General features: G+C 35.6%; 18 protein-coding genes and 1 other RNA gene. 15 read left to right on the forward strand and 4 right to left on the reverse strand.

Annotated elements, in window-relative coordinates; translation table 11 throughout:
- Positions 1-17: 17 nt before the first annotated feature.
- The 11 genes from rpe (at position 18) to FLUTA_RS17490 (ending at position 9,266) form a co-directional block, all read left to right on the forward strand.
- Positions 18-668 carry a ribulose-phosphate 3-epimerase gene (gene rpe, locus FLUTA_RS17445; protein ID WP_013688229.1) on the forward strand — a complete coding sequence of 217 codons (651 nt, stop codon included), beginning with the start codon at positions 18-20 and terminating at the stop codon, positions 666-668.
- Positions 669-1,082 (forward strand): hypothetical protein, encoded by a 414-nt coding sequence (locus FLUTA_RS17450; protein ID WP_013688230.1) that lies wholly within the window; start codon positions 669-671, stop codon positions 1,080-1,082.
- A gap of 44 nt (positions 1,083-1,126) precedes the next feature.
- Entirely contained in the window at positions 1,127-2,518 is a 1,392-nt protein-coding gene (locus FLUTA_RS21005) for an OmpA family protein (protein ID WP_013688231.1), read from the forward strand.
- A gap of 83 nt (positions 2,519-2,601) precedes the next feature.
- Positions 2,602-3,096, forward strand: coding sequence for a GNAT family N-acetyltransferase (locus FLUTA_RS17460; protein WP_013688232.1), 495 nt, complete (start codon positions 2,602-2,604; stop codon positions 3,094-3,096).
- A 112-nt stretch (positions 3,097-3,208) separates the two neighbouring features.
- Positions 3,209-3,306, forward strand: an RNA gene (ffs, locus tag FLUTA_RS21075) — signal recognition particle sRNA small type.
- 145 nt (positions 3,307-3,451) lie between these two features.
- A complete protein-coding gene (fsa, locus tag FLUTA_RS17465) occupies positions 3,452-4,108 on the forward strand; it encodes a fructose-6-phosphate aldolase (protein ID WP_013688233.1) in 657 nt (218 codons plus the stop codon).
- A 190-nt stretch (positions 4,109-4,298) separates the two neighbouring features.
- Positions 4,299-4,799, forward strand: coding sequence for a DUF6702 family protein (locus FLUTA_RS17470; RefSeq protein ID WP_013688234.1), 501 nt, complete (start codon positions 4,299-4,301; stop codon positions 4,797-4,799).
- A gap of 2 nt (positions 4,800-4,801) precedes the next feature.
- Positions 4,802-7,090: a M1 family metallopeptidase gene (locus FLUTA_RS17475; protein ID WP_013688235.1), complete on the forward strand. Its 2,289-nt coding sequence runs from the start codon at positions 4,802-4,804 to the stop codon at positions 7,088-7,090.
- Positions 7,091-7,111: 21 nt separating this feature from the next.
- Complete coding sequence (locus FLUTA_RS17480; RefSeq protein WP_013688236.1) at positions 7,112-8,044, forward strand: methyltransferase domain-containing protein; 933 nt, start codon at positions 7,112-7,114, stop codon at positions 8,042-8,044.
- 48 nt (positions 8,045-8,092) lie between these two features.
- A complete protein-coding gene (locus FLUTA_RS17485; RefSeq protein WP_013688237.1) occupies positions 8,093-8,785 on the forward strand; it encodes a hypothetical protein in 693 nt (230 codons plus the stop codon).
- A gap of 70 nt (positions 8,786-8,855) precedes the next feature.
- Entirely contained in the window at positions 8,856-9,266 is a 411-nt protein-coding gene (locus tag FLUTA_RS17490) for a hypothetical protein (RefSeq protein ID WP_043023918.1), read from the forward strand.
- A gap of 74 nt (positions 9,267-9,340) precedes the next feature.
- Here FLUTA_RS17490 and FLUTA_RS17495 read toward each other — a convergent pair whose 3' ends face one another.
- A complete protein-coding gene (locus tag FLUTA_RS17495) occupies positions 9,341-10,474 on the reverse strand; it encodes a metallophosphoesterase (protein WP_013688239.1) in 1,134 nt (377 codons plus the stop codon).
- A gap of 167 nt (positions 10,475-10,641) precedes the next feature.
- Here FLUTA_RS17495 and FLUTA_RS17500 point away from each other — a divergent pair, with 167 nt between their 5' ends.
- Positions 10,642-11,448 (forward strand): universal stress protein, encoded by an 807-nt coding sequence (locus tag FLUTA_RS17500; RefSeq protein ID WP_013688240.1) that lies wholly within the window; start codon positions 10,642-10,644, stop codon positions 11,446-11,448.
- An 88-nt stretch (positions 11,449-11,536) separates the two neighbouring features.
- On the opposite strand, the gene FLUTA_RS17505 is transcribed toward FLUTA_RS17500, so the two are convergent.
- Entirely contained in the window at positions 11,537-12,037 is a 501-nt protein-coding gene (locus FLUTA_RS17505; protein ID WP_013688241.1) for a DUF6265 family protein, read from the reverse strand.
- Positions 12,038-12,190: 153 nt separating this feature from the next.
- Between FLUTA_RS17505 and FLUTA_RS17510 the strand changes: the two genes are divergently transcribed.
- Entirely contained in the window at positions 12,191-13,024 is an 834-nt protein-coding gene (locus FLUTA_RS17510) for a CvfB family protein (protein ID WP_013688242.1), read from the forward strand.
- Positions 13,025-13,130: 106 nt separating this feature from the next.
- On the opposite strand, the gene FLUTA_RS17515 is transcribed toward FLUTA_RS17510, so the two are convergent.
- Together FLUTA_RS17515 and FLUTA_RS17520 are read right to left on the reverse strand one after the other, a co-directional pair.
- A complete protein-coding gene (locus FLUTA_RS17515) occupies positions 13,131-13,910 on the reverse strand; it encodes a LytR/AlgR family response regulator transcription factor (RefSeq protein WP_013688243.1) in 780 nt (259 codons plus the stop codon).
- A complete protein-coding gene (locus tag FLUTA_RS17520) occupies positions 13,907-14,950 on the reverse strand; it encodes a sensor histidine kinase (RefSeq protein WP_013688244.1) in 1,044 nt (347 codons plus the stop codon). The genes FLUTA_RS17515 and FLUTA_RS17520 overlap by 4 nt, the downstream gene beginning before the upstream one ends.
- 126 nt (positions 14,951-15,076) lie before the next feature.
- On the opposite strand from FLUTA_RS17520, the gene FLUTA_RS17525 reads away from it, so the two are divergent.
- Both FLUTA_RS17525 and FLUTA_RS17530 read left to right on the forward strand, forming a co-directional pair.
- A complete protein-coding gene (locus tag FLUTA_RS17525) occupies positions 15,077-15,982 on the forward strand; it encodes a polymorphic toxin type 23 domain-containing protein (RefSeq protein ID WP_013688245.1) in 906 nt (301 codons plus the stop codon).
- Between the two features lie 295 nt (positions 15,983-16,277).
- Positions 16,278-17,888: a CTP synthase gene (locus FLUTA_RS17530; protein ID WP_013688246.1), complete on the forward strand. Its 1,611-nt coding sequence runs from the start codon at positions 16,278-16,280 to the stop codon at positions 17,886-17,888.
- Positions 17,889-17,932 lie beyond the last annotated feature (44 nt).

Here is a 17,932-nt window from a genome sequence, read left to right on the forward strand (position 1 = left end):
GTGGAAAATTAAAAAATATGTCTGTTATCATTGCTCCTTCTATACTCTCATGCGATTTTGGAAACCTAGAACGCGATTTCGAATTGATTAATCAAAGTGAGGCTGATTGGTTTCATGTAGATGTGATGGATGGCGTATTTGTTCCCAATATTTCTTTTGGATTTCCTATTATTTCTGCTTTGAAAAAGGTGGCGAAAAAGACCATTGATTGTCACATTATGATTGTGAATCCAGATCAATTTATTGCTGAATTCGCGAAAGCTGGAGTAGATATTTTGACAGTTCACTATGAAGCCTGTACGCATTTACACCGAACAATTGGAGCAATTCATGAAGCAGGAATGAAAGCTGGAGTTGCATTGAATCCACACACACCCGTTTCGGTTTTGGAAAATGTAATTGCTGATTTGGACTTAGTTCTGATCATGTCTGTAAATCCAGGATTCGGTGGACAAAAGTTCATTCATCAAGCAATCGAAAAAGTAAAGCAAACAAAAGCTTTGATTGAAAAAACAGGATCAAAGGCAATCATTGAAGTAGATGGCGGAGTGAATTTAGAAACCGGGAAATTATTGGTTGATGCAGGTGCTCAGGCTTTGGTTGCGGGTAGTTTTGTCTTCAATAGCCCTAATCCAACAGCTACCATTTCTTCTTTGAAACAACTGTAAATGCTCGATTTTTTTCAGCAACGATTTTCATATGTTCATCAGTTAAATTTGAGTTGGATCTCTCATTTAATGAAAGATGATCGAGATATTCCATGGGATTTGAAAGTTGCTGTTTCACAATTGATTAATTCACAACATATTGCAGTTTGTGAAATTTTAGATTTGGAAATCGAATCTGATTTGAATGATGTTCTCCCTGAAATGCATTGGGAATCATTGGAGCGCGAAAATTACAAGCAATGGATGACTGTTTTCTTGCAGTTCAACCAAGGACTTCAGGATAATGTGGAATGGCTTACTCCTCTTCTATTCAAATCGCTGCATGAAAATGCGCAATATATTGGTCAATTGAAGTTGTTGCTGGCCCAACATGAATTGGAACAATTCGATGAAACATTGATTCGTGTAGAATAAAATTGAAAAGTGTTTACCTTTTCAAAAAAAAGACATCTGTCAGCATGAATAAACTAATTCCTTTTGTATTTGTGCTAATCAGCACTTTTCATTCAAATGCTCAGGACTTTTGCAAAGCAAGTAGCGTATTTTTCGACCTCAACAAATCTGAATTAAAGTCGGGAGGACAAATGATGGTTGATAGTTTGGTGAAATCCATGAATGGAACTGACTTCATCCTTGAAGTTTACGGCTACACAGACACCTCAAATACATTGGATTATAACCGAAAACTTTCTCAAAGCAGGATTGATGCGGTTTTAGCATATTTGAAATCCAAACAAATTGCTCCAAAAGAAATCCGGACATTCAATGAAGGCGAAGATTTCAATTCCAGTAATCAGAGTAAAAATGCAGCTTTTCAACGTCGGGTAGATATTTACCTCACTCCCATGGAAGGAAATGATGTGGTATTCAAATCGCCTGATGGGGTGATTATAAAAAGAGATCTTTCTTCATTTGGAAATTGCGGGATTTGTGCTTTGAAACCGAAGATGAAATACCTGCAAACCGAAAGTGAAGCAAATGCCAATGGGATTGATCTGATTACAGAGAAAGGAGAACGTTTAGTGACTTACGGAATGGTTTTGTTTGATATTGATACTTGCTCTTCTCTTTCAGCTGATGAGCTGAAGAAGATAGAAACTTGCATTCAAATGCCTGCTGTGCGTTGGGATAATCGTGTGGAATTATTTGAACTAATTGCCCAGCCTGGAAATGATAACTGGAGACTTTTAAATGATTCGTTATGCCGCGATTCGATACAAAAAACAGTACGCTTTTGCACAAGAGCGGGATGCGTTAATCTCGATGTCCGATTTCCACCACTTGGATTAATTTTACCTGAAGAATCTCTATTAGGAAAATCCTTTTTCACCTATGATAGAGATAAAAAGCCTGAGAAACTATCTAATGATACACTTCCTTTACCTATTGAAGTGAAAAAAGTTGTCAGTTATTTTGAGGTTAACAAAGAGTGGTACCTGTATCAGGATGCTTCTCAGAAAATTCGAAAAGAGTTTACCAATCGGGACTCTGTGTCGCCCAATTTTGCGATTATCTACACTTCAGATTACAATATTGTCCCTCCTAAAGGAGAAATTGAGTTAAAAGTAAAACTGAAAGATATCGATAAAATGGGTTATTATCATCCTGATTTCGACTTATTCCTGCCACTTGAAAGAAGAGGATTAAATACCTGGTATGGAACGGTTTATCAGGATGGTTTTGAGTTGTGTTACATCAAGAATAACAAATATTATCTGGAGAAGAATAAAGCAAAGAAGTTGAAAATAAAACTGAAAAATGGGCATCCAAAAGCGAAGGTCAAACAACTTTACTTATTCAAAAAGAACAAACTAAGTTGGAAAAAGGCAAAAAGACGCGAATTAGAATAAATCTGTATTTTTAAGGAGTCAACTTTAGATATTTATGCGTCTTTTATTTTTCTTTAAACACTATCATTTAGAAACCCGCTAATATGAATCTTCCTCCTTTCTCCGTTTTCCCCGAATTACAATCAGAACAAGTTTTTCTGCGGGAAACAAAGCAAGCAGACGTCCCCAATCTGCTCGAAATTCTCACTTACGATGGAAAAGTAGCTGAATCGTTGAAAGAAGGAATCCGAATTATGGAAAGAATTCATCAAAATTATTTGGATAGAGATACTGTGAATTGGGTGATTGAAGACCGTGTAACTCATCAGCCAGTAGGGTTTGTAGGTTATTACCGCGGATTTAAAGATGGAATCGGAGAGTTAGGATGTATTCTGAAAGAAGAATTTAGAGGTAAAGGGTTCATGTTTCCTTCCCTGCTTTTAGCTGCCGAATTTGGAATCAATTACATGAAACTGAATCAGGTGATTGCGATTACAAGCTCTGAAAACGAGAAAGCGATTGCCTTGTTGAATCGGAATTCTTTTGTTCTGACGGAAAAACATGCAGATGGAATATTGACCTTTAATTATAAGAATTAATATGAAGGTAAGTGTCTGATAGTGATTTGTTTATATCTATTTAAATGCGATTTTAGAAAAAATCATCAATTTTCCACTTTCCGTTCTCTAATAAATGACTACTTTTGCGCTGGGGTAAGTCTTTTACGACCAGCTCCCTCTTAATCCTCCAGGACGGGAACGTAGCAAAGGTATGAGGTTGTAGCGGTGCGATAAGAGTAGCTTACCCCTCTTTTTTTTATCATTTTTCTTTCCTGTTTTTGAGCTTGACGTAATATTGCGGAATTACACAAAAAATCAGTTGTGTAAAACTTCCTTCGCTAATCTATCCTTCTCTTACTAAATGGGTTTATTTTTGTATCAAAATAAAACAAACATGAAATTTTTCATCGATACTGCAAACCTCAACGATATTCGTGAAGCAAATGATTTAGGAATCTTGGATGGTGTCACTACCAATCCTACTTTGATGGCTAAAGAAGGAATCACAGGTCAAAATAATATTTTGAAACACTACGTAGAAATCTGCAAAATTGTAGACGGGCCCGTAAGTGCAGAAGTCATTGCAACTGATTTTGAGGGAATGATTCGCGAAGGAGAAGCTTTGTCTGAATTACATAAAAATATTGTAGTAAAAATCCCTATGATTCCAGAAGGAATTAAAGCGATTAAATATTTTTCATCCAAAGGAATTAAAACAAATTGCACCCTTATTTTTAGTGCAGGTCAAGCTTTATTGGCAGCAAAAGCAGGAGCTAGTTATGTTTCTCCATTTGTTGGTCGATTAGATGATATTTCAACAAATGGAATGGATTTGATTCAGCAAATTCGTATCATTTTTGATAATTACGGATTTGAAACAGAAATTCTTGCCGCTTCAGTGCGTCATCCGATGCATATTATTCAGTGTGCAGAAATCGGTTCAGATGTAATGACGGGACCATTGAGTGCGATTTTAGCACTAGCAAAACACCCTTTGACAGATACAGGTTTGGCTCAATTCCTCGCAGATCACGCGAAGGGAAATCAATAATATTGCGAACAGAAGGTACGCGATGCTTCGCGTACCTTCTGTTTAATTTACATCACTTTCCTATGGTGTAATTCGTAAAATCAATCCTTTATCCGATTAATTCCAACCTTCAACCGAATAATTCTTCCTTTAATCCAAAATTGGTTGTCTTCTCTCAGCATTCTGTTATTTTTGTAATAATAATCTATTTATGAAGGAACTTCTTGCAGTATTTACTTTTTTTTTCGTTGGACTTTCTGCGAATGCGCATGAGTTTTACTTTGCTTTTGCAGAGGTAGAATACAATGCTACGAGTAAAAAACTGGAGATTACTCTCGAAGTAACAGCCCATGATCTGGAAGTAGATATGAAAAAATCTGGGATTGTCTTGGATAAACACATTGAAAACCAAAATGGGAATACTGATTTCAAAAAGCAATTGGAATCACATCTTTCCAAAGGATTCGAAATTACTACTGGAGATTCTTCTGTTTCCTTGAAAGTAATCGGATTTGATGTCATGCCAACTGGCTTGCTTTATGTTTATCTTGAGAGTACTACTGTTGTACCCAAACGATCCATTGATTTTAAGTTCGATTTGCTGATGGAGACTTTCCCCAATCAACAAAATAAGATCACATTCATTCGAAATAACCAAAAACAAACAGCTGTATTTCTGCCTACTAAACGGACAGAGAGCATAACCCTGTAATTATGAAAAAAACGTTGTCATTCTTAGTTGTATGTTCAGCTTTAAGTGCATCAGCACAAACTAAATTTGCTCAGTTGGATATTGAACTTCCAACTCCAAATGAATACAGAACAGCTGCTGGAGCTCCTGGGCATAATTATTATCAGCAAAAGGCAGATTACAAAATGAATTTGACCTTGGATGATACCAAACAAATCATTCGAGGAGAAGAAGTGATTACTTACACGAATAATTCGCCAGATGTTTTGGAGTATCTGTGGTTGCAATTGGATCAGAATATTTTCAAGGCTGATTCTGATAGTAAACTGATTGCAGTTGAGAAAATGGAAGATTTCGAATCAATCAAAGATGTAGAGCGTAAATTAATGACTTTTGAAGGTGGATTTAACATTGAGATGGTTGCAACAGTAAATGGCGAGAAAATGCGTTACGCAATCAACAAAACAATGATGCGAATTGATCCTGCGAAGCCACTTGGTCCAAAACAAAGCATTTCTTTCAAAATAAAATGGTGGTATAACATCAATGATCGTATGAAATTTGGCGGAAGATCAGGCTATGAATACTTTGAGAAAGAGGATAATTATTTATATACGATTGCACAGTTTTTTCCAAGAATGTGTGTTTATAATGACGTTGAAGGCTGGCAAAATAAACAATTCTTAGGAAAAGGAGAGTTCACGCTTCCTTTTGGAGATTACGAGGTTTCGATTACAGTTCCTTCCGATCATATTGTAGCCGGAACTGGTGAATTACAAAATGGAGCTTCAGTTATGACTGCTGAACAAAGATCACGAATGGATAAAGCGAAAATTTCCAATACTCCAATCTTAATTGTCACACAAGCAGAAGCTGAAAATGCAGAGAAAAATAAAGCTACAGGAACAAAGACTTGGACATATAAAGCGAAAAATGTGCGCGACTTTGCTTTTGCCACTTCTCGTAAATTCATGTGGGATGCTCAGAATACAGTGGTAAAAGGGAAAAACATTTTGTGTATGTCTTTCTACCCGAAAGAAGGAAATCCACTTTGGGAACGTTATTCTACAAAATTGGTGGCACATACAATTCAAACGTATTCGAAATATACGATTGATTATACGTACCCTGTTGCAATATCCGTTCACTCCAATCAAATCGGGATGGAATACCCGATGATTTGTTTCAATGGCGGAAGACCAAATGAAGACGGAACTTATTCGGAGCAAACAAAATACGGAATGTGGGGAGTGATTATTCACGAAGTTGGGCACAACTTTTTCCCAATGATTATTAATTCGGATGAACGCCAGTGGTCTTGGATGGATGAAGGATTGAACACATTCGTGCAATACTTGACAGAACAAGAGTGGGAACGCGGATATCCTTCCAGAAGAGGTCCAGCAGCAATGATTACAGACTATATGCGGGGGGATCAAAAATTCATTTCTCCCATCATGACAAATTCGGAATCCATTTGGCAATTTGGAAACAATGCTTATGGAAAACCTGCAACAGCCTTGAATATTCTCCGAGAAACAATCATGGGACGTGAATTATTCGATTTTGCATTCAAAACGTATTGTGAACGCTGGAAATTCAAACATCCTACTCCTGCTGATTTCTTCCGTACGATGGAAGATGCATCTGGAGTTGATTTGGATTGGTTTTGGAGAGGTTGGTTCTACTCCACTGAGTACGTAGACATTTCTTTAGATTATGTAAAGAATTTTGAGTTAAACTCGAATAATCCAGAAATTGAAAAGGCAGAAAATAAAAAAGCGGCTGACTCAAGGCCACAGTTTATTGGTGATGCTCGTAACAAAGAATCCATCAAACAAACGGTGAATGAACGAGATACTTTAATTGACGATTTTTACGCGAAAAGAGACATCTATCAAGTCGATCGTTTGGATAAAAAGGAATATGAAGAGCTTCAGTCTAAACTGACTCCAGAACAGAAGAAAATTTTGGAATCTAAAAAGCAATTTTATGAGCTTTCATTCACAAATAAAGGCGGTTTAGTTACTCCATTGATTATTCAAGCGACTTTTGAAGATGGTTCTACAAAAGTGATTAATATTCCAGCAGAGATTTGGAAAATGGATGATATTACGGTAACGAAAGTCTTAATTTTTGATAAACCAGTCGTTTCCTTTCAATTAGATCCTTTCTTGGAAACTGCAGATTGTGATGTAAATAACAATGCCTTCCCTCCGACTTCAAAACCAACTCGTTTTCAATTGTTCCAACAAAAACAAGGAAATGAGAACCCGATGCAACGTCAGAAGCGTTTGGAGAGTGGAAACTAACAAGACTTTTTAGAATTACAAATGGAAAAATTCAAACAATTAGCAAAGATCAAAGAGATTTATTCTAAAGGAGAAAACATCATAAAATACCTGAAAGGAAAGAAACCAAACGAACAAAATACAATTGAAGAGATTCTAATTAGTTATGATTTTCAAGCTGGTTCTTATACCAAAGCATTTTTAGAAAATCCAGAATTTAGAACAATCTATTCCTGTTCTTTAGCTTCAATTGTTGATAATTTGGGTAGTTTCAATTCGATTATGGAAGCTGGAGTTGGAGAAGCTACAACCTTGAATAATGTAGTTCGTCAATTAAAACAACAGCCAAAAAACATCCTAGGTTTTGATATTTCTTGGTCGCGCTTGAAATTTGCAAAAGAGTTTTTAGCTGATTTCAACGTGAAGAATATTTCCTTGTTTACGGCCAATTTATTTGAAATTCCGTTGTGTGATAATTCAATTGATGTTGTTTACACTTCTCATTCTATCGAACCAAATGGTGGAAAGGAAAAAGAAGCCTTGGAGGAATTGTATAGAATTACTGGTAAATATCTGATTTTATTGGAGCCATCCTTTGAATTTGCTTCCCCTGAAGCTCAAGACCGTATGAAAGAACACGGATACGTGACTAAATTACATGCTACTGCTTTGGAATTAGGATATAAAGTCATTGAACACCGTCTTTTTGATCATTCTATCAATCCTTTAAATCCAACAGGATTAATTGTTATTGAGAAACTCAGTTCTGAATCCAATGAACCAAGCTTAAGATGTCCCATTACTTTGACAGAATTAACCAAACTAAGCGATTCTTTCTTATATTCAAAAGAAAGTTTTTTAACTTATCCAATTTTGGATGGAATTCCGTGTTTGTTGAAAGATAATTCCATTTTAGCAGCTCATCTATTGACTGATTATTCGGAATATAAAAAAGAGAATGGGATTGTGTTTTGAAAAGACTATCATAAAACAGAAACAATAAATAAATTTTTCTGAATCTACATGAAAATCACTTTAATCTTATTCTTTTTGTTTTCATGGAATCTTTTTTCTCAAGACTCAATAGTTGTTGTTTCAAACTCATCACACAATTTTTTATATGCTCGTGTTCCTAATCTGATTAAGATCGGGTTTTCTAAAATGGATGAGCCATATTATTTGAATTGTAATTGCGAAAAGATAACCAACATGGATTCATTGGGAAATTTATTACCTCCTCATAATTTCATCGTTCTTCCGTCGAATAATTTGAGGACCTTTATTGAGATTTATAATACTTCAAATCAAGATACAGTATTGATTTCAGAAATAGAATTTTACAATATTCCATTACCAGATCCTGGATTATATTTTGGAGCTACAGATCCAGAAGGATTTGTTTATTGGAAAGAGACTCGATTATTTTTAAAATCAAATTTTTATCCAATTAATGAGAATTACGAATATAGAATCTTAGATTGGAAAGTGAAAATTGGGAATAAAGAGTATTCAGGTAATGGGAACGAACTAACGTCCGAAGTTCAGATTCAGATAAAGAAATTGAAAGAAAATCACAAAATAGAAATTGAGGTTAGATGCACTGCAGATGACAAAAAAGAGCGGATTATCCGAACCTTTTTTAGAAGAGCTCCTGATTCGTGGTATTCTCATCCTGAAGAAATTCCAGATGAGGACGGGAACTATCTGCGTAATTGAAAAAAAATCAATTGTTTGAAACTTCATAATTTAATTATTGTACTCAGATAAAGAGCTGAAAGATAAGATAATGACTAAAACAGGGCTACATAAAGAAGACTCTAAAAAGTTGTTAGCTGAGCTTAAAAAAGACGGAACTAAAATAAATCGCCTCTACCCGATGGCTACTTTTGATGAAGTAACTGTTTCTAATGGGAAGATTGCATTGAAGAAACGATTCAATCACGAGCAAACAGCACGTTTTTTATCCATTGTGAATGATCCAACCTCATTTAATTGGTCGGAAATAACTTCCAAGCCTGATATACAGGTGGCTTTCCTCAAAAATGGCAAAATGGTAGGTGTTTTAAATATCGAGTCTGATAAATTGGTTGTAAAGCCTTCGCCCGAATTACCTGGGTTTTTAAAAATGAAATTGGGAACACTGAATGCTGAACCACGGCAAAAATTAGTTGATTTATTTGCTGAAATTGGGTATTAGAATATCATGAATTCCACTTTGAATGAATGAATTTTAAAGATCTGATTTATAAATTTTGAACGATAAATCGCGTTTTATTTCCTCCTCAAAACAATCTCAGTAATCTCTGGATAAATTCCTACTCTACCTGGAAATCCCAAATATCCAAATCCACGATTCACGTATAAAAACTGCTTTCCTGTTTGGTACAATCCAGCCCATTTTTTATAACGCAACGAAACGGGGCTCCATTTAATTCCAAAACGTTCAATTCCGAATTGCATCCCATGTGTGTGACCAGATAAAGTCAAATCGACACCCGTTTTAATTACTTCTTCATCAAAATGACTTGGATCGTGCGAAAGCAATAATTTGAAGGAATTAAGTGGTACTTTTCCCAATGTTTTTTCAAGCTCTCCGCTTTGTCTAAAAGGAGGTTTACCCCAGTTTTCAACTCCAAGAAGCCAAAATCCAGGCTTTAATTCGATTGATTCATTCAATAGTGGAGTAAATCCAATTTCTTTGTGAATTGCAATTAGCTTCGCTAGATTGGCATTTTTGGTTTCTTCCTTTTCCCACGGAACATAATCTCCGTAATCGTGATTCCCCAAAATACTATATTTCCCTTCTTTTGCTTGAATTTTTGAGAAAACAGGTTCCCATCCAAGCATTTCTTCTGCAATATTGTTGACTAAATCACCAGTGAAGAATACAAAATCAGCTTCTAATTGATTGATTTGTTGAATTGCTTTTTCTACTTTATCGTACTTGTTGAAGAAACTTCCCACGTGAATATCACTGATTTGAACGATTCTTAATCCATCTAAATCAGCAGGAAGATTTTCGAACGGAATTTCGATAGTATGTGTTTTCCAATTCCATCTTCCCCAAATAATTCCAACTAGAATGGCAAAAAACAACGAAAGCGCGATACCAAAACCAAGGTATTCGATAAACACAAAACCAGTGATGATGTAAATAAGTCCAAATAAAAAGAATCCCAGAGTTGGTACTCCAGTTGCAATCATGACACCAAAAGCATTGAATCCTTTTCGGTAATCTGCCGTTCTACTTTGACGAAAGCTCTTCATGGTGATAATTACAGCACCAAAAAATAAAATCAATTGCAAAATCCCAAGAATCAATAAAATGGGATTTTGAGTTTCAAAAAGCGAATAAGAAAATGTAGCCTGAGAGACTAATAAAAGAAGGAAAACAAGACCAAACATGTTGCTGTATTAATATACCGTAAAAGTATACTACACAGTTAATAACAACTTAATACCGGTGCCAATGTTCGTTAAAAAAGCCGAAATAATCAATCAACATTGAAATGTTAAAAATTAATGCACTCATGCTAACAAGTTTTTTCCTATTTTGGTGAAAAATAATCGCTATGAGTCGAAATTTATACATAGTTCCACACGATTTAACTGAAGTTGGAAATACAGCTTTAGATTATGCTTTGTTCCTTGGGAGACATGTTCGAACAGATATTATGCTTTTAAATTTAGTGGATAACAAAGCAAAAATTGCTGGTGTTGAAGCAAAATTATGGGACATCATTAAAGCAAAAGTTATTCCAGAGAGTGTGGAAATGTTCGTACTTGTAGCGGTTGGGGATATTTTTACTGATATTAGTAAAATTGCAAATAGAGAGCACGCGCAGTTAATTTTGATGGGAACTCATGGGGCAAAAGGCTTTCAAAAATTAACAGGGAGTTTCGCCATGAAAGTTATTACAAGTTGTGATGTACCTTTCATCATTGTACAAAAAGAAACAAAGCATCAAGAAATTAAAAATATTGTAGTTCCAATCGATTTAACCAAAGAAAGCTTACAAATTGTAAGTTCGGCTGGAGATTTAGCCAATATCTTTGGCGCAACTGTTCACGTAATTGGAGAAAAACACTCGGACGAAGGATTGTCTCAGCAAACAAAAAATAGAGTGCTTCTAATTCGCAATAAATACGATGAAAAATCTACGAAATGTGAAGTGAATCTCCTTCCTTCTGGAGGTGGATACTCTAAAAAGGTGATTAAATATGTAGCTGAGAAAAATATTGATTTGATTGCTATAGCTTATCATTCTGAAAGCTTACTTCCGCAGTTCGATAATTTTGCTCAATCTTTAATTACGAATGACTTGAAGCTTCCTTGTATGATTATCGCAGCAAAACAAGCTGGGAATTTATATTTCTAAAGCATTTGAAGATTAATTGAACTTTTTAAGATTTAAATAAAATGATTATACTGAAGTAATAGTGAGAAATTATGTTTTCCATTTTTAGTTACTTCACTTTCACCATAGCGAAACGATCTTTAGCGAACTCTCCTTTTTGCATCCCTGAAATCTCTGCAATTACGGAATCTCCTTTATGTGTATAGGTGATTACCTGAGGAAAATCATGCTGCTGATTTTCAAACACCAAAAGGTCATCCTCCTGTTTACTTAATTTAAAAACAACGGGCTTTGCATTGTTTTGATCTGGAATAGTAATGATACAATGAAGTGTTTTACCAGCCTTGTTTATTCGTGAATATTCACGAAAAACAGTATCGGTACCATACACTAAGTAAGTTTCCGCTTTATAAGAATTATTACTAGACTTCACCCAGGTTTCAGACAACCTACCTTCTTCAGATGCATCCTCCCAGCTCCCCAGAAGCCAATCAGCCTTTTCGAGACTAATTTTCTCTTCTATCTCTTTTTGAAGTCTCGGCTCTTCGCTATTACAAGAAGATACAGCTATCGAAATTATAAATAAACTGAATAGAATATTCCGTTTCATAGATCAAAATTTGAATATAAAAATGCAAATAAATCTAATAACACGGTGAATCTTTAGTTAATGACGAGAAAATTAATCAGTTTATAACATAATAATTTCCTTTTAAATTTTTACATTTTAAATTCTCAATTCTTAAATAACTACCTTTGCTCTGTGGAATTAGGAGTTTATAATGAATTACGCTTGGATCGTTTTACGAGTCCTGGAGCGTATTTGGTCGATGAAGATGGTAATGATGTATTGTTGCCGACAAAATATATTGACCCGGATTTTCAGATTGACGACATGGTTAATGTGTTCTTATACAAGGATTCTGAAGGTCGAATTATCGCAACAACATTAACCCCTAAAGTACTTGTTAATCAATTCGCATTCTTAAAAATTGCAGAAGTCAATCAATACGGTGCTTTTGCAGAATGGGGAGTAGAAAAACATTTACTCATTCCCTATCGTGAACAACCGAAGCCTTTGGAAGAAGGAAAACATTACTTCATTTACATGTACATTGATGAAGCAACTGAGCGTTTGGTCGGCACATCTCGTATTGGAATGTATATGGAAACTGTGAAGGATGAATTGCAGGCAGATGACGAAGTGGATATAATGGTTTGGGAATTTACGGATCTTGGGCTCAAAGTATTAGTCAACAACCGCTTTCAAGGATTGATCTTTAAAAATGAATTACACCGCCGTGTAAGAATGGGGGAAACCTTGAGAGGTTTTGTCAAAACCGTTAGACCTGATGGCAAATTAGACATTGTACTAGAGCGAGCTGGTTACGATAAAATCGATACCCATGCTCAAAAATTGCTTACAATGCTTGAGAATAACGGTGGATTTTTAGACTTGACGGATAAATCTGATCCCGAAGAAATTCAATACAGAACTGGCTGGTCGAAGAAAGTATTCAAACAAGTGATAGGAAATCTTTACAAGCAACGTTTGATTAGTCTTCACGAGAATGGAATCACGCTGATTGAGAATTGATTCAAGTATTGTCTCTTCGAGTATTCTGCTCCTTATTCTCGATACTTACCCGATTTTATCGAAAAACTAGAATTGACAGGGCAGAATGTATCGAGAAGGACAATATTTAAATAGAGAATAACTCTTTAAATTTAATCGCTTGACGTCTAGAAATTTCTATTTTCTCTCCTTCGCGAATTTCTTCTCCGTTTGCGGTTTTGATAATTACTGGTTTCAACTCTACTTGCAATCCACCATTAAACCAGTTTTCCACCTTTTGAATCCAGTTTAAATTGATGATGAATTTTCGATTAGCTCGAAAGAAATGTTGTGGCTCTAGACGTTCCTCTAGACTATTTAACGATCTTAAAATCAATGGTCTACTTTTATCGAAATAAACTTTTACATAATTCCCATCACTCTCAAAAACACGTACTTTATCCAACGAAATGTAAAAACATTTTTCACCGTCTTTGATGAATATCGAATCGGAAATTGTTAATGGTCGAGATGATCGATCTGTTTTGGGAGCTTTGGCAGTTGATTGAAAATCCGCTTCCGAATTATTAAGTAGCTTCTTTACTGTTTCATCCAAACGCGCTGGATCAACAGGTTTTAGAACATAATCCAGTGCATTGACTTCAAATGCTTTTAATGCAAAATCATCAAAAGCTGTTACAAAAACTACTTGCGGAATCTCATCCAATTTCTTGAGCATGTCAAAACCTGTCATTCCAGGCATTTGAATATCCAAAAAGATTAAGTCAGGCTTTAGAGCTTTGATTTTTTCGATTGCCTCTTCTGGGTTTTTTGCTTCGTCAATGATTTCAATTTCGTGATAATCCTTCAAGAGTTTCTTTAACTCTTCACGTGCAAGTCTTTCATCATCAATGATTATTGTTCTCATGATTCTTTAATTTCAATAATTGCTATTACAGTATTTGATGTCTTTTGTTTCAATTCGAATTGAGCTTTTCCTTTGTATTGTAATTCCAGTCTTCTCAATGTATTTGCAACTCCAATTCCTGTCGATACTTTTTTTGTCGTTTTCAAAACCCCATTGTTCTCTACTTCAAGTCGAATCGTATCTCCATTTTTTGAAACTCTTATCCAAACTGTTCCACCTTCTATCAACTGAGAAACACCATGTTTTAATGCGTTCTCTACCAAGGTTTGAAGAATAAATGGTGGGATTAGAAAATTCAGAATTTTAGAATCAAGTTCTTGTCTAATTTCCAAGCGTTCTTCGAATCGTACTTTCTCTAAATCCAAATAATCCTGAACAATTGATAACTCCTCTTCTATTGGTACCAATTGTTCACTTCCAATAATCAATGATTTACGTAATAAATTCGAGAGTTTCGTAATGTTTTCTTGAGCTCGATAAGGTTCAATATCAATCAATGCGCGAATCGAATTCAACGAATTAAATAAGAAGTGTGGATTGAGTTGAGAGCGTAAATTCTTTAACTCAATTTCATTGTGGCTTGCCGTTAACTGAAGATTGCTGACCTCCTGTTCTCTGGATCTTTGAAAAAAATGGAATGTAAAATAAACACTATTCCAAAGGATGAAGAAGATAAGTGTTCCAGCAACGTCTAATGAAAATTCAACAACAGAAAATTTAAAGGGGGTTTTAGGAGAAGAAACCAAATGTGATACAAGCATATTTAGTATCGACATTAAAGCAGCAACCACAATTGAAGTGATTAAAACTCGTGAGATTAAATTCGATAGACGCAAGTTTAACCAACCCATTACAATGTAGAAGTAACGCATCAAATGAGTCAATGCAATTCCGAAAACAAAGAAACAGGCCGTTGAGATGCCAATCGTCTCTAAATCGATGCTTTGATTGGAAAATTTAGAAGCGGAAAAAATAAGCATGGAAAGTAAAGCCCATCCTCCTATTTGCGCTAGCCAATATGTTTTTCGTGCTTTAAACATGAATCAAATTTAATGAATTAGTTAGTGAAAGTAATCAGTATAAATTAAACGGAGTGAATCCCTGTTAATTGGTAGTATTTCGTGAAGACAGCATTTTTCGGTCTGAAAATTGTAAATTCGTTTCTCATGAGTCGCCTCTTATTTTTATTCTTCTTGTTCCCTATTTTGGCATTTGGGCAAAATCGGTGGAAACCCAATGCAGGAATAAAAGCGACCGTGTTAATCACTTTTGGTTCTCATCAAAATTCACTCGGATTAAAACTTGATTCCTATTTAGGGAATGATTTCACACAATTAAACGCTGGAGTAACAACTCGTTATTTTCTGACAAACTTTGGGAATCGCTCCAATTTTGGAGAGCTCAGATTGAGTGCAGGTGGGGGTGTTATGTTTGGCAAAGGAAATAACCCATTAAACATGGATTGGGAAGGAACTTTACATCAGTCCAAATCGGAATATTCTATTGGTTATGCACATTATTGGTATTTAGATCGGATTGGTACAGCTCAGCGTTCAGGCGCATGGAATATAGGCATTCAACGATTCGATATCTTGATGGAAAACGATGTATTTGGCGGACAGGCAAAAGACCGTTTTCGAACAGGAGGTTTGATAGTGTCTTATCGTGATAGCTTGTACAAAGCGAGTATTGGACTAGCTATCTGGACGGGCGAAACTGGAAATACAACTTGGGATAGAACTCCACGACCAGGAGCTCCAAATGGAATTCGAGATTTAACAAATAATCCTTTTGGGAAATTGAATCATGGAATTCTCTATGGAGAAATAAAACATCGTTTTGTTGGAGTTCAAACTGTTGGAGGAAGAATTGGATGGGATAGCGAACAAATCAGACACGTTTTTCAGAATAAAATCAGTCATGATTTAGTTCTTTTACCTAAAAAAATGAAGCGGAATACGCCTCACTATCCGAGGTTAAATGAAGAGGGCGAAAACGTTTTTACAAAGAAAGAAGTCAGAAAACCACGGTTTTATTTTCAAACATTTTTAAACGATGGATTACCCTATTGATTCAGTTGATTTGCGTCTTCGGTTGCGAATTCGCGATATTAGGAACAGCCCTTTGTTTGAAAGAGTTTCATGATGATTATTAACTTATTTTTCACCATTTCTATTGATTAAAAACACTTAAAACCAAATTATCTCTTTTCCATTTAAAGACTAAGTAACCAACCACCGAGGATTTTGACACCTATAAATGACGTAATGAACCGTTCACCGATTATTTCTGAAAAACCAATCCAAACATTCGTGTTTATTCATTTATTTGATGTAATTTTGCGCCCCGTAGTTACAATTTTTTTATATGTCCAATTCAACAAAATACGTATTTGTAACCGGGGGGGTAACATCATCCTTAGGTAAAGGAATTATCTCAGCTTCATTAGCAAAATTGCTTCAAGCACGCGGTTACTCTACGACAATCCAAAAATTAGATCCTTACATCAACATTGATCCAGGAACATTAAATCCGTATGAGCATGGAGAATGTTTCGTTACAGATGATGGAGCTGAAACAGATTTGGACTTAGGACATTACGAACGTTTCTTAAACGTTCCTACATCTCAAGCAAACAATGTAACAACCGGTAGAATCTACCAAAATGTGATTGAAAAAGAGCGTAAAGGTGAATACCTTGGAAAGACAGTTCAGATCATTCCTCATATTACAGATGAAATTAAAGAACGTATTCAAATTCTTGGGAAAACTGGGAAATTTGACATCGTAATTACTGAGATTGGTGGAACAGTTGGTGATATTGAATCACTTCCTTTCGTTGAAGCTGTTCGTCAAATGATGTGGGAATTTGAAAGTGACTGCTTGGTTATTCACTTAACATTGATTCCTTATTTATCTGCAGCAGGTGAATTAAAGACAAAACCAACACAGCATTCGGTGAAACAATTATTGGAATTAGGTGTTCAGCCTGATATTTTATGTTGTAGAACAGAGCATGAATTGGATTTAACGATTCGTAAGAAAATCGCGAAATTCTGTAATGTAAGCATGAATGCTGTTATTGAATCTCGTGATGCAGAATCAATTTATGACGTTCCTCTATTAATGCAAGCGGAAGAATTGGATAAAGTTGCCCTAGAAAAACTAGGTCTACCTTCTAAAAATTCTCCAGATCTTACTAAATGGAAAGAGTTTTTGACTCGCTTAAAGAATCCAATTCAAGAAGTAAATATTGGATTGGTTGGTAAATATGTAGAATTGAAAGATTCGTACAAGTCCATTTCAGAAGCATTTATTCACGGGGGTGTTGCAAATGAAGCACGCGTAAACGTGAAATGGATTCATTCCGAATCATTGACAAAACAAAATATCGAAGCTGAATTAGGTGGTTTGGATGGAATCTTAGTTGCTCCAGGATTTGGTTCTAGAGGAATTAGCGGGAAGATTGAAGCGGTACGTTTTGCACGTGAAAACAAAGTTCCATTCTTCGGAATCTGCTTAGGTATGCAGTGTGCGGTGATTGAATTTGCTCGCCACGTCCTGAAATACGAAGATGCTCATACAACAGAAATCGCAGAAGATTCTAAATATCCAGTAATTTCCATGATGGCAGAGCAAAAAAGCATCTCAAATATGGGAGGAACTATGCGATTAGGGTCGTATAAATGTCAGTTAAGACCAGATACACAAGTGGCTTCAGCTTACAATACAGAGTCTATCGAGGAAAGACACCGTCACCGTTATGAATTCAATAACGACTATTTAGAAGCTTTTGAAAAAGCAGGAATGATTGCTACAGGAAAAAATCCAGAAACTGGATTGGTTGAAGTGATTGAAATCCCTGATCATCCTTGGTTCGTTGGTGCGCAATACCACCCAGAATACAAGAGTACGGTGGATAATCCACATCCTTTATTTGTTGCTTTTGTGAAAGCAGCAATTGAACATAAGAAATAAGCCCAGTGGGCTTATTGATAAAAGACAAACGTCAGTGCAGTCAT

Origin of the sequence: Fluviicola taffensis DSM 16823 (assembly GCF_000194605.1) — a bacterium.
GTDB classification, from domain to species: domain Bacteria; phylum Bacteroidota; class Bacteroidia; order Flavobacteriales_D; family Crocinitomicaceae; genus Fluviicola; species Fluviicola taffensis.

Coding starts and splice junctions, on each gene's coding strand:
- FLUTA_RS17525 (WP_013688245.1), top strand. CDS start 15,077: ATGAGTCGCCTCTTATTTTTATTCTTCTTGTTCCCTATTTTGGCATTT.
- FLUTA_RS17480 (WP_013688236.1), top strand. CDS start 7,112: ATGGAAAAATTCAAACAATTAGCAAAGATCAAAGAGATTTATTCTAAA.
- FLUTA_RS17520 (WP_013688244.1), bottom strand. CDS start 14,950: ATGTTTAAAGCACGAAAAACATATTGGCTAGCGCAAATAGGAGGATGG.
- rpe (WP_013688229.1), top strand. CDS start 18: ATGTCTGTTATCATTGCTCCTTCTATACTCTCATGCGATTTTGGAAAC.
- FLUTA_RS17460 (WP_013688232.1), top strand. CDS start 2,602: ATGAATCTTCCTCCTTTCTCCGTTTTCCCCGAATTACAATCAGAACAA.
- FLUTA_RS17515 (WP_013688243.1), bottom strand. CDS start 13,910: ATGAGAACAATAATCATTGATGATGAAAGACTTGCACGTGAAGAGTTA.
- FLUTA_RS17530 (WP_013688246.1), top strand. CDS start 16,278: ATGTCCAATTCAACAAAATACGTATTTGTAACCGGGGGGGTAACATCA.
- FLUTA_RS17500 (WP_013688240.1), top strand. CDS start 10,642: ATGAGTCGAAATTTATACATAGTTCCACACGATTTAACTGAAGTTGGA.
- FLUTA_RS21005 (WP_013688231.1), top strand. CDS start 1,127: ATGAATAAACTAATTCCTTTTGTATTTGTGCTAATCAGCACTTTTCAT.
- FLUTA_RS17505 (WP_013688241.1), bottom strand. CDS start 12,037: ATGAAACGGAATATTCTATTCAGTTTATTTATAATTTCGATAGCTGTA.
- FLUTA_RS17490 (WP_043023918.1), top strand. CDS start 8,856: ATGACTAAAACAGGGCTACATAAAGAAGACTCTAAAAAGTTGTTAGCT.
- fsa (WP_013688233.1), top strand. CDS start 3,452: ATGAAATTTTTCATCGATACTGCAAACCTCAACGATATTCGTGAAGCA.
- FLUTA_RS17495 (WP_013688239.1), bottom strand. CDS start 10,474: ATGTTTGGTCTTGTTTTCCTTCTTTTATTAGTCTCTCAGGCTACATTT.
- FLUTA_RS17470 (WP_013688234.1), top strand. CDS start 4,299: ATGAAGGAACTTCTTGCAGTATTTACTTTTTTTTTCGTTGGACTTTCT.
- FLUTA_RS17475 (WP_013688235.1), top strand. CDS start 4,802: ATGAAAAAAACGTTGTCATTCTTAGTTGTATGTTCAGCTTTAAGTGCA.
- FLUTA_RS17450 (WP_013688230.1), top strand. CDS start 669: ATGCTCGATTTTTTTCAGCAACGATTTTCATATGTTCATCAGTTAAAT.
- FLUTA_RS17485 (WP_013688237.1), top strand. CDS start 8,093: ATGAAAATCACTTTAATCTTATTCTTTTTGTTTTCATGGAATCTTTTT.